The organism is Arthrobacter sp. TJ-238 (assembly GCF_058269215.1).
Genome location: NZ_JBZCNH010000001.1, coordinates 149,494 through 162,058 on the forward strand (window position 1 = coordinate 149,494; position 12,565 = coordinate 162,058).

Consider the following 12,565-nt stretch of genomic DNA (forward strand, 5'->3'; position numbering starts at 1 on the left):
AAAGAACAACAGCAAGAAAAACAACAGGAAAAATCATCGAACCCGCCGGGCAGAGACCCGCACGGGACAGACAGAAAGAAAAAGGACCTACAGGAAAAGAGACCAGGAAAAGCAGCACCGGCGCGGACAACACCACGCACCGGGAAGAAAACCTGAGAAACCCCGCCCAGGGGAAACCCTGACCGGGGGAACCACCGTTTCCGTGACGGTCCGGCTGACCGGGCCACTCCAACGAGTGGCGCGGTCAGCCGGAAGTCACCGCGAAAGGCTCGTGCTCAGGCGCCGCCGCCGGCGGAGAAGATGTCCTGGGAGATCTTCTGCAGCTGCGTCCGCAGCTCCTCGAGCTCCTGGCGGGCCTTGTCCAAAGCGGCCTTCGTCTCCGGCCACGTCGAACCGCGGAACTGCGAGGCCAACGGCCCGTCCCAGATATTCGGATCCGACAGGATCTTGCCCTGCGCATCCAGCGCCGAGATCTGATCCGTGAAACCACCATTGATGATCGACTGGACCTGACCGATAGCAGCCTTCGCTTGCTCGGTAGACAACACACGCGACATGAAAAACATCCTCCCCAAGAGACCACCGCTTCAATGCCGGATAAGAGAATCACCAGCGAGCGGACGCACGCGACGCTACCAACACCTGTTGGTAAAAGCCACTACCAATGCAAAGCCCACCTCGGAATACCCGAAACAATCCCGTAGGAGCGCCGGACGAAGAATGTGTTTGCGCGTGAGTATGATGCTCAAGGCATCGAACGGAATTGGGGACGATCATGGCCGCACGGTCTCGCACGCACCAGCACAACTTCAGAGGCGGCATAGCGCCCAAAAGAGGGCTGGGTGCTGTCCTCATCGCCGCGGGACTGATCGCGACGACGTCCTGCACGCCCACTCCCGAGCCGGAGCCGGTATCCGACCCCGTCAAGCTCCTGCAGCACGTCCGCGTGGGCCTCTCTCCCGCCGCCGGGATCGAGACGATCGAAGGAGCCACCATCTCGGTGGCCGCGACCGGTGAGTCCTCCACGGAGAACACGGAGTACAGCACTGCCGACACAGTGGGCGAGCTGCCGGTTCGGGTGAGCCTGCAGTACCGGGCCGGTGGGAAGTCCGGTTCCGACCTCGCCGAGCTGCAGGGCCACACCGGACCGGTCGAGATCGACCTGACACTCGAGAACCTCACCGTGAAACCTCGGACCATCGAGTACGACGCCGCGGGCCAGACCCGCTCCGACACCGCCCTGGTGGGTGCACCTCTGACGATCGCCGCCTCGACGACGCTCGAGGGCGTACGGGCTGACGACGTCACCCCGGGTTCCGCCGACGGGACGGCCGGCACCAACGGCGTATTGAGCAGCACCGAGGACGGCGCCGCCGTCGTGCAGTGGGCCACGGTGCTGGCCCCGCCCCGCTCCGGAGCCAGCACCACGCTGCGCCTCGTGGCCGACGTCGAGGATTTCCAGGTTCCCGCATTCGATCTGGCGGTGCAGCCGGGCCTCAACACCGACCTCACCGCGGACGGCGTGGTCGCCGGCGCCTTCTCCTCTGGCAGCGGGTCCGAACTCGACCTGCAACGCCGCACCATCGCCCTCGTCGCCGATGTCAACATCGTGCTGACCAGGGCAGGAGCCACCATCACGGACGTCCGGCAGAACCTGGAGACGACCTCCGAGACCCTGGGTGTCGAGACTGCCGGTGAATTACGCGACCACTCCCAGGCCCTGGCCCGGACGATGCAGGACCTGGAGGACCAGTTGCAGGTCCTCGGTGCGGATCTGACAGCCGCGACGAGCACGACGCAGTCCACCACCATGTCCCAGCTGCAGCAGACGGTGTCCGCCGTGGACTCCATGCTGGGCGATACTTCGGCCGCACCCACGACAATCCCGATCAACGGGGACGGCTGTACCGCCGAGGTGCCCAGGCCCGGGCAGACCGCCACGGTGTACTCCAGCATCCTGACCATGGCGGCGCAGCTCGACGCCTACGCGAAGGTCAGTGCTGACTGCCGGGACTCCGTCGCCGACTCCCTCAGGATCACCGTGGGGCCCGAGAACCCGACGCCGGAGGAATGCGCCGCGCAGGGCTCGGTGACGTGTTCCCTCCGCGGCTCCGCAGTGACCGTCACCGCGGCACTGCTGGGCCTGGTGGCGGAAGGCGACGAGCTCGTGGAAAGCCTGGACTTGAAGTCGCTCCCACTGGCGATCAAGAATCAGGAAGCTTCCAGGGATGCACTGGAGCAGGTGCGCATCGACCTCGATACGCTGCTCGAGAGCGCGGCGGCCGACGACGACTACATGTTGGCCCTCGCCGATGTGAAGGACGCGATCGCGTCCGCCCGTGACTCCGTCACCGCGACCCGCGACGCGTCCCAGGCTGCCCGTGACAGCATCGACGGACTCCGGGACAGGCTGACCGCCATCGGCGACACCGCGACGGCCGCGAGGAGCGAGTTGGGTGAGGGCTCGCTCCTGGACGGGTCGATGATGCAGCAGAGCCAGCGGCTCGCCGATGAGCTGTGTGAACTGGCTGAAAAGGGCCGGATGTCCACCAGGGACGCAGACCAGCTGCGCTCCTACCTGACGGCCACGCCGTGCGCACCGACCGAACCCGCACCCGATCCCACCCTGCCGACCCCGACGCCCACCGGGACCGCCCCTACGCCCGGACCCACCGAAACCGCGCCGGGCGACCCCGCACCCACGCCCACGCCCACGCCCACGGACTCCGTGCCGGACGTATCCGTGCCCACCTCCCCCGCGCCGGACGACTCCGCGACGGACGACTCCGCGACGGACGAGCCGATCACGGGTGAAGCTGCCGCGGTCCCCGCAATGGACAGGGTCATGCAGGTCACTGTGATCCCTCCGCGGGACCTGCTCCAGCCGGTCGGCTTCCAGGATCCGCTGGACGTGCGGCTCCGCGATCAGGCGACAGCCTGGGACTCGGTCCTCGCCGCCGTCGACACCACGGACCCCGATCAGCAGATCGCCCAGGCATTCGACGCCCTGGACACCACGATCGACGACACCGACGCCGCGCTGGACGCGGTCGACGAGGCCGTCGCGGTGCTCGACACCGCCGCTACGAAGAACACCACCAGCACCCAGTCCGAGCTCGAGAACCTGAAGGACTCGCTCGGGAAGGCGATCGGGCCCTCCGATGACATCGGGACGACGCTCGAGGAGCTGCGGAAGCAGCAGGAAGGACTCGGGGACAGGATCATGAGGTCCCTCGGTGAGGTCTCAATCGAGACCGCCACCGAGATCTACAAGGCCGTGGATGACCAGGTGCGCGAGGTCGCCGACATCGGCGACGCGGGCTCCGCGTCCGTGATCACCGCCTTCGACCGCTCCATCTCCGGGTTGAAGTCGACGTCGGACCAGGTGGTGACCGACGCCGGAGGGACGGTGGACAAGCAGCGGAACGAACTGAACCAGCGGGGCGACGTCCTGGCCGAGGGCCTGGACAGGAGCACGCAGGCCTCGCTCGTGAACATCGCCTCCAGCACGTCCGGCTCGAGCCGCGACGTAGACGGCGCCGGTGCCCTGCTGGCCTCGAGCCTGAACAACGTGATGCTCGACCTCGGCGACCGCACGGTGAACGGTTCCGGCCTCCTCGGTTCCATGGCCACCAGCGCAGCCAAGGCCGATACCGCCGACTTCCAGCTGGCCCTCGCCTCCCAGAATGCCGAGGGGTACACCAACATCCGCTCACGGGATGTGAACGGGCTGCTGCTGCGCCAGGCACAGTTCAAGGCTTCCCTCGCCGCCGTCGAGGAACTGCCGCCCTTCCACCTCGAGGTGCCGGAGGGCGCGACCTCGCAGACCCTCTACACCCTGACCATCGGTGCCGGCATATGAGCTCGCGCACCAGGCTCATGACGCTGCTCGTCGCCGCGGCGGTCGTCGTCGTCGCGGCCGTGATCGCCTTGACCGTGATGCTGAACCGCCCCGCGGAGGCCATCCGGCCCGACCCGGTGGCCGCAACGGTTCCCGTGGCACTGCAGGCCGAGGGCCTGCCCGAGGACGTGACCATCGGCGTCGTCCTGACGTACGGCCAATCCGGCGAGCCCGGCTCCGAGTACAACCGGGCCGCCCAGGGCGCGGTCGTCGCCGCCCAGCGCTTCCTCCAGGGAGGCGCCGCCGTCGCCCTGTCCACCCAGAACGACCGCGGCACGGAGGACGGCGCACGCGCTGCCGTCCAGGCACTCGCCGAGCAGGGCGTGTCCGGTGTCGTCGTGGCGAGCGCCGGCCCTCAAGCCCAGGCAGCGGCCCGGGCCGCAGCGGAGCTCGGCCTCCCGACGATCCTGCCGTACGCGCAGCCGTCGGAGGCCGCGCCGTCCCTCTGGACCACGGTGCCGTCCAGCACCTCCGTCGAGGTGGCCCTCCGGACAGCGGTGAACGGCAGGACCAGTGTGCTGCTCGTCAATGACGGCGGCACGACGTCCGCGGATGTACCGGTTGCGCAGACCCTCGACCTCCAGGACTTCGACGACGTGACGGGCCTGGCGCAGGAGGCCGCCATCCTCACCGGCAACCAGCAGCGCGCGCCGGACGCCCCCGCAGGCGGCGGGTCCACCGGCGTCGCTGGTCTGGCGGACGCCGTGGTCGTCTCCGCCGCCACTCCGCAGCGGTTGGCCCGTCTGGTTCAGGCCCTGCAGTCCCGTGACGTCTCCGTACCCCTCATCCTGCCCGACGGCGCGACCGCCCCGGACTTCGCCTCCGCGCTCTCCGATCTCGACGGGACCGCCTCGGGGCAGCTGGTCGGCATCGCACCGTCCGCCGGCGACAGCACCGCCCTGCAGCAGGACGCCCAGGGGCGCGGGATGTCCGCCTTCCTGTCCGCCGTGCGCCTGGCCGCGGGCGACACCGACATCAAGAACCTGACCGGTGACGCCCCCTTCTCGGCCGATGCCTGGGCAGCTGACGCGGCCAGCCACGACGCCGTCGTCGCCCTGGTGCGGGCGGCCGCCCTGGCCGGCAGCGGCGACTCGTCGGAGGTCGGCGAGGCGCTACGCTCCGTCTCGCTGGGCCCCGGCGAGGGGCTCGCCGGGCCGCCGCTGGACTTCTCTCGCCCCGAGGCGCTCACCGCCAAGGCCGTGCCGGTCTACGCGTCCCCCCAGGACCTGGGCCTGCGCCCGGCGGACGAGAACGCCCCACGCCTCGTCTGGGTGCCGGCGCCGGCCCTCACGCCCAGCCCCTGACCGAACCTCCCCGGCCCACCCTCCGTGGACGGGCCCACTCCACGACAGAAGGAACGCCACCGTGCGTGTGCTGATCGATCTGGACGAGCGTCGCTTCGAGTGCGAGGTGGCGCACGCCGCACCGGCCACCACGCTGGCGGACCTGGTGGAGATCGCCGGCGGGCCTCGCCTCGCGCCCGACGGGTCCGTGTTCGTGGACGAGACCGAGGTCCGCGGGTCCACCCCCGTCTCGGAGCTCGTCCTCCTGGAGGGCAGCCGCATCGCCCGGGCGCCGTGGCCGGCTCCCCTGCGCGTCCGCGACTGGAGCGTGACACTCGCCGGCGGCCAGCACACAGGCACGGTGATCGACATCCCTCGCAGTCGCGAGATGCTCATCGGCCGGTCACCGCACGCCGATCTCACCCTGCCCGCCGAGAGCGCGTCCTGGGAGCACTGCCGCCTTCGCCGGGAGGACGACGGCGTGCGGGTCCTGGACAGCGGCTCCACGAACGGCACCCTCGTGGATGGGGAGCCTGTGGGGGACGACGGCGTCCTCGTCACCGAGATCGCCACGATCACGGCGGGTGGGACAGTGCTCCTGCTGCGCCGGTTCCTCGACGAGACCCCGGCTCCCGCACCGGGCAGCCTGCACAACCTGACGCCTGCGGCGACGGCGCCCTTCAACCGGCCACCCCGTCCGGGTCAGGCTCCGGCGGCCGACGCGCTCATCCCCCCGAGCCCCAAGGACGTCCCACCCGCGGGCAAGTTCAGCTACATCAGCGTGCTCGCGCCCCTCGTGATGGCCGTGGCCATGGTCCTCATCCTGCGGGACCTCCGCTTCGCGATGTTCGCCATGCTCAGCCCGGTCATGGCCGTGGGCATGTGGTTCGAACAGAAACGCCGTCACGCCCGCGGCCTCAAGGACGAGGACGCCCGCTTCACCGGAGCGATCGAGGAGTTCGAGCAGCAGATCCGTGCGGCAGCGGAGACCGAGACCGCCCTGCGCCACCGGCTGATCCCCGACCCCGCGACCGTCGTGCGGCGCGCGGCCCTCCCCGCCACCTCCCTGTGGCAGCGCCGCGCCGACGCCGACGACTTCCTGGCCCTGCACGCCGGAACAGGGGACGTCCCGTGGAAGCCCCCGGTGGAGCGGTCGGGCGGCCCTCGCATGCACGAGAAGGTCAAGGACTCCCTCACGGCCGCGCGCCTGCTGGCCGCACCCGTGCTGGTGGACCTGACCGACGCCGGCGTGGTGGGCATGGTGGGACCGCGGGAAGGGACCCTGGCGCTCGCACGGTCCCTTCTCGCCCAGGCCGCGGTGCACGTGGGACCCGCGGACCTGACCGTCGGCGTCTTCTGCGACGCCGGACGCGCCGACGAGTGGGAGTGGGCTTCCTGGCTCCCGCACACCCGCCAGGCCGGCAGCAGCACGGGCCAGCGGTGGATGTCCGATCACCGTGAGACGAGTCTCGCCATGCTCCGCTCGCTCAAGGACACGGTCACGGAACTGCCCACGCCGGCCCTGATGGTGGTCCTGGACTCCGAAGTCCTCACCGAGGGCCGGGACGCCCCGGCGCGCGCGCTGCTCGGCATGGGCCGCTCCGTGCCCGGCGCCTCCCTGATGGCGCACCAGCGCACGTCCCGGGTGGCGGGTATCGTCATCGCCACCTCCGAGGAGCAACTGCCGGCGGCCTGCACCACCATCATCAGGGTGGGGGCGGACGCAGCGGCCACCGTGGAGCAACCGGAGGACCTGGTCCGCGTGGATGACGTCATCCTCGCGGGTCTCGACGAGGAGGAAGCCCTGCGCTGCGCCATGCGCCTGGCGCGCTTCGACGACCCGGAACTGAGTGTGCCCGGCGCCTCGCTCCCCGCACTCGTGCGGTTGCCCCGGCTCCTGGGCTACGAACGCCCGGACCCGGCCACCATCCGCCGCATGTGGGAAGCCTCCCCGGGGGTGTCGACGCCGATCGGCACCGACGAGAACGGGACCCTGACGCTGGACCTCGTCAAGGACGGCCCGCACGGCCTGGTGGGCGGCACCACAGGCTCCGGCAAGTCCGAGTTCCTGCGCTCGCTCGTGGCAGGCCTCGCGGCGCGCAATGATCCCACCCGCCTGAACTTCATCCTCGTCGACTTCAAGGGCGGGGCAGCCTTCAAGGCCTGCGAACGCCTTCCGCACACCATCGGCACCATCTCGAACCTGGACGAGCAACTGGCCGACCGCGCCCTCCTGGCCCTCGAGGCGGAGATGGAGCGCCGCCAGAGGGTCTTCGCGGCGGCCGGCGAGGGCATCGACAACCTGAACGCCTACCTCGCCACCAACCCTGCCGAACCCATGCCGAGGCTGCTCCTCGTGATCGACGAGTTCGCCATGCTGGCCAAGGACTTCCCGGACGTGCTGAAGGCGCTCGTCAGCGTAGGGGCTGTGGGCCGGACCCTGGGCGTGCACATGATCCTGGCCACGCAACGCCCCGCCGGCGTCGTCAGCGAGGACATCCTCGCGAACACCAACCTCCGGGTGGCGCTGCGGGTGCAGAGCCGCGAGGACTCCAGCAACGTCATCGGTGTCCCGGCGGCCTCGGCGATCGGCCGGGCCCAGATGGGCCGGGCCTTCGTGAAGCTGGGCCAGGACGAGATCACGCCCGTGCAGACGGCGCTCGTCACCGGACGCGCGCAGGCCGGCGGGGGCGCGGCGGTGGATGTCCGCGAGGTGCGCCGATTCGGCGTCCCTGTGGCTCCGAAAGCGCCGTCGGCAGCCGCGACGTCGGACGAGAACGACCTCGACCTCCTCATCGATGCCGTGGTCGGGGCCAACGCCGACGCCGGCTACGCGCCGCCGCGGCAGGTCTGGCCCGAGGCCCTCGGCGAGCGCGTGGAGCTGAACGGGTTCCTCCCCGAGGGGGACGACGACGGCTCGGCCGAGCCGGGCCCCCTCCACCTGCCGAGAGTGGGCGGCGTGCGGGGCTCCTCCGTGCTGGTGACGCTCATGGACGAGCCGGAGCTGCAGCGCCAGTCCGCGGCAGGCTGGGACCTGTCTGCGGGCAACCTGATGCTGATGGGCGTGGCCGGTTCCGGCACGACGACCGCGCTGGCGTCCATCGCGCTGTCCCTCGCCCGGGACACGGATCCGGCCGACCTCGACCTGATGGTCCTCGACCTGGGCTCGCGGGCCCTCGAGGCCCTGGAAGGGCTGCCGCACACCGTCGCCTACGTGGGATCCGGGGCCGGCGCCAAGGAGCAGCAGGCCCGCTTCCTGCGGCACCTGCACGGCGAGCTGGAACGGCGCCGCGCGGAGCCGGGCACGCACCGCCGCACGGTGGTTCTGCTGGACGGCCTGGCCTCCCTGCGGGATGAGCTGCAGGACTACGAGGGACAGCAGCTGCTGGACCTGCTGTACCGTGCGTACGCCGACGGCCCGGCGCTCAGGCTCTCCTTCGCGGTCTCCACCACACGCGCCAAGGCCGTGCCCTCGGCCATGAACGAGGTGACCCTCCAGCGATGGCTGTTCCGGCTGGCGGACACCTACGACTATTCCTCCCTCGGCGTCCGGGGCAAGCAGATCCCGGCCGCGCTCCCGGGCCGCTGCGTGGACCCCCGCACCGCGCTCCAGATGCATGTGGCCACGCCCCGCATCGGTGTCGCGGCCGCGGTGGACCGGGTACGGCAGAACTGGGCCGACGCCCCCGCGAAGTCCCGGGCGATCCGGCGCCTGCCCGCGGACGTCACCCTGCAGGACCTGGGGGTGGAACCGCAGCTGGACGCCGAGCCGTGGCGCATCCCGATCGGGCTCCAGGAGTCGGACCTCTCCCCCGCGTTCCTGGAGATCTACGAGGGTGAGCATGCGCTCATCACCGGGCCCGCCCGATCAGGGAAGTCCACACTGCTCATGGCACTCGCCGCGGCCCTGCGGGGAGCAGCCACACCCCAGGGACCAGCCCAGGTCTGGGGCATCTGCGACCGCCGCTCACCCCTGGCCTCCGCCGCCCTCGACCGCACGGCCGTCGGCGCGGACGAGGTCCCGGCCCTGCTGGCGTCCCTGCGGCTCGAGCGCGGCCCGGTGTTCCTCCTGATCGACGACGCGGAGCGCTTCGAGGACCCCGACCAGTCCATCGTGGGCATCGTGGCCTCCGGGAAGTCGGGGCTGTGCGTCATCGCGGCCGGCCGGGCCGCGGATCTCCGCGGACTGTACGGACACTGGACCAAGGCGGTTCGCAAGTCACGCCTCGGCGTGCTGCTGCAACCGGACGTGGACTACGACGGCGAGCTGCTGGGTGCGGCGCTGCCCCGGAAGGCGCCGGTGGCGATGACCGCAGGACGCGGCTACCTCGGCGTGGGCGGGCAGGTAGCGCTCATCCAGTCGATCAGTCCCGCAGGCTGACCGGAACCGACGATGACAGGGGCCCCGACACGCGGGAGCGCCCGGCAGACCAGACCGACGGCGTCGGAGAGAGGTGGAGGGAACGGAATGCAACTCGCACAGACGGGTCAGGCGCTCGGCGCGTCCTACCGCTTCGGTGAACGGGTCGGCTCCGGTGCCGTCGGTGAGGTGTGGACCGTCACCGCGAGCGACGACCGGGTCCTCGCCGCGAAGGTGCTGCGCCCCGAACACGCCGATGATCCCTCGCTGGTGGAGCGGTTCGTCCGTGAGCGGTCCGTGCTGCTCGGGCTGCAGGACTCCTCCATCGTCACGGTGCGCGACATGGTGGTGGAGGGTGCGCGGCTGGCCATCGTCATGGACTACGTCGCCGGCGGGTCACTGCGGGACGTCGTGCGGGAGGCCGGCACGCTGCGGCCCGCAGACGCGCTGGGCCTCACCGCCGAGGTGCTCGACGCGCTGGCGTTCGCCCACTCCCGAGGCGTGACGCACCGCGACATCAAGCCGGACAACGTGCTCCTCGCCCGGCCCTGGACCGGATGGACCCCGGGTGACGTGCGGGTCTCCGACTTCGGCATCTCCGACGTCGTGGGCGAGAGGGTCCGCCAGACGACGGGCCTCATCGGCACTCCGCAGTACATGCCGCCCGAACTCATCAGCCAGGGCCGCTCGGGCCCTGCGGGTGATGTCTACTCCACGGGGGTCCTGCTCTACGAGCTGCTCGCCGGACGCACCCCCTTCGCCGGCCCGGGGACGGATTTCAGCGTCGCCTACCGCCATGTCTCCGCTCATCCGCCGCGGATCCCCGTGGACGACGCCCTCTGGGACGTCCTGGCCGGGCTCCTGTCCAAGGACGCCGCGGAGCGCCCCACCGCCCCCGAGGCGGCAGCTACGCTCCGACGCCTCGCGCTTCGCGTCGCTGCGAGCGCGCCCCTCGCGCGCGGGGAAGCCCCGGCGGACTTCGACGACGTCGAACGCCCCGCCACGGTGGTCCGGGGCGCCTTCACGGACGCGGACCTGGCAGCCCTGGCAGCCGCCCCGCCCACCGACGACACGGAGGTCCCGCGGCTCGGGGACGCGGGCAACGCGACCATCGCCCGTCCGATGCCGCGCCGCGAGGTGCGGCCGGTGGCCGAGACCCGGCTCGAACCCGCGCTCGCGCCCCCGTTCTGGCGCACACGCAAGGCCCTCCTCCTCGCGGGAAGCGCGGTGCTCCTCCTCGTGGGGATGGTCGTCGGATTCGTGGTCCTCAGTCCTGCCGAGCAGCCGGCGGTGTCCGCCGGCGCCGGCGAGCCGCTGTCGGCCCAGGGGCAGGACACCGCCCTGCCCACCGGCCTGACGATCACGCGGGCCGCCTCCTACGAGCCCTCCTCCGGCCGGATCCGGCTGACGCTCACCTATGCAGCACAGAAGGCGCCGCTTTCCGGGGAGTTCCTCGAGGTGGTCCCCGGGATGGCCGAGGGTGAGGCGTGTCCAGCCGTCACCTGGGAGGGTGCCCCCGCGAAGCGCAACCAGGCTTCCATCACCGGGCTCGACGTCGCATGCGGCTGGACGCTGTCGGACCTGCAGGTCCCGGCGGGAGGGTCTGTTCAAGTGACCGCCTCGGTATCGGCGCAACCCACCGACCAGCAGGCGCTCGATGCATGGGTGCGCGGCGCGTCCGAGGCGACGTCGGCCGCGACGCAGGACCCGGCCGTCACAGGCACCGCCTACCCCGTTCAGCGTCTGACCGGCGTGGATGTCCGCACCCCGGCGCGCGTCGTGACGCCGAGCCCTCTGAAGATCACGCTCATCCCCGTGTGGGCCGGTGGCCCGGACGAATTGAACCCGCTCTACGTCAGTCCGGCGTCGGGCAAGCCGTCGCAGATGTTCGCCGCGGTTGCAGGCGGCGAGGACGGGGTGCGGTTCTCCGACGGCTGCGGCGGGGCGCTCGCCGTCGACAGTTCGGGGCTCACCGTCACGGCACTGCAGATCACGCCGGGGTGCACGGTGCGCGCCACCGTCGGCAACTTCACCGAGCTGCAGTCCCCGAGCTTCGGCATCACGTCCCGCGAGGACGCGGACGGCTGAACCCGGCCGGTTCCCCCGCTCAGCGCCGCGTCCGGGTGATCCCCTCGACGGCGGCCAGGCGCCGGCGTGCCTCCTCCGGCCGGATGTACTCCCCCACCGTCGGATCGGACCCGATGGTCGCGACCGACGAGACGATCGTGTGCGGATAGATGTGCACGAGGTTGAACGCCTGCGCCCCGTCCCTGCCCCGGATCCCGCCCACGGGGACGTTGAGGTCCTGCGTGTAGCAGGTCGACGACGCGACCGACACGGGGATCCCGGCGAAGAGCGAGGACGAGGGGAAGTGCACGTGCCCGCCCAGGATCAGGCGGATGTCCGTCCCCGTCACGATCTCCGCCAGCCGATCCTGCCGGCGCAGCTCCGTCAGGACGGCGAGGTCCTGCACCATCGGGATGGGCGGGTGATGGAGGGCCAGGATGCTGCCTTCGGGTGCGGGCCGCGCCAGTTCGGCCTCCAGCCAGGCGAGCTGCACGTCGTCGAGCTCCCCGTGGTGGTGCCCCGGCACGGATGTGTCGAGCGCGATCACGCGCAGCCCGCCGAGCCGGTGGCTGCGGTACAGCGGGGTGTCCTCGGGGGGTTCGCCGAGCAGCGCTGCACGCAGGGCCGGGCGCTTGTCGTGATTGCCCATGAGCCAGATCACGGGAGCGTCCAGCTCGTCGGCGAAGGGCTCGACGAGCCCGCGCAGGGCCCTGTAGGCGTCGGGGTCGCCCTTGTCCGTGAGGTCGCCGGTGAAGACGAGGGCGTCGGGGCGGACCCCGGACCGCCCGATCTCCGCCAGGAGCTGGGCGAGCCGTTCGCGCGCGTCCACGCCGCCGTAAAGCGGCCCACCGGTCACGAAGTGGGTGTCGCTGAAGTGGAGCAGGAGGTGGTCGGCGGGAGGATGTTCCCGGGACAGCGGAGCATCCTCCCGCCTGTCGTGGGTCGGCATGGGTG

Annotated in this window: 6 protein-coding genes; 4 read left to right on the top strand and 2 right to left on the bottom strand. The window is 71.1% G+C overall.

Annotated features, from left to right (window positions below; translation table 11 throughout):
• Window positions 1-275: 275 nt before the first annotated feature.
• Entirely contained in the window at window positions 276-557 is a 282-nt protein-coding gene (locus tag AC4D2O_RS00730) for a pyrophosphorylase (protein ID WP_490904581.1), read from the bottom strand.
• 218 nt (window positions 558-775) lie between these two features.
• On the opposite strand from AC4D2O_RS00730, the gene AC4D2O_RS00735 reads away from it, so the two are divergent.
• From AC4D2O_RS00735 to AC4D2O_RS00750, 4 genes are all read left to right on the top strand, one after another.
• Complete coding sequence (locus AC4D2O_RS00735; protein ID WP_490904583.1) at window positions 776-3,862, top strand: hypothetical protein; 3,087 nt, start codon at window positions 776-778, stop codon at window positions 3,860-3,862.
• A complete protein-coding gene (locus tag AC4D2O_RS00740) occupies window positions 3,859-5,205 on the top strand; it encodes a hypothetical protein (protein WP_490904585.1) in 1,347 nt (448 codons plus the stop codon). The genes AC4D2O_RS00735 and AC4D2O_RS00740 overlap by 4 nt, the downstream gene beginning before the upstream one ends.
• Window positions 5,206-5,266: 61 nt before the next feature.
• A complete protein-coding gene (locus tag AC4D2O_RS00745; RefSeq protein WP_490904587.1) occupies window positions 5,267-9,565 on the top strand; it encodes a type VII secretion EssC family protein in 4,299 nt (1,432 codons plus the stop codon).
• 87 nt (window positions 9,566-9,652) lie between these two features.
• The gene (locus AC4D2O_RS00750; RefSeq protein WP_490904589.1) at window positions 9,653-11,632 is read left to right on the top strand and encodes a serine/threonine-protein kinase; all 1,980 of its coding nucleotides are present in this window, start codon (window positions 9,653-9,655) and stop codon (window positions 11,630-11,632) included.
• A gap of 19 nt (window positions 11,633-11,651) precedes the next feature.
• Here AC4D2O_RS00750 and AC4D2O_RS00755 read toward each other — a convergent pair whose 3' ends face one another.
• Window positions 11,652-12,560 (bottom strand): phosphodiesterase, encoded by a 909-nt coding sequence (locus tag AC4D2O_RS00755; RefSeq protein ID WP_490904591.1) that lies wholly within the window; start codon window positions 12,558-12,560, stop codon window positions 11,652-11,654.
• Window positions 12,561-12,565: the final 5 nt, after the last annotated feature.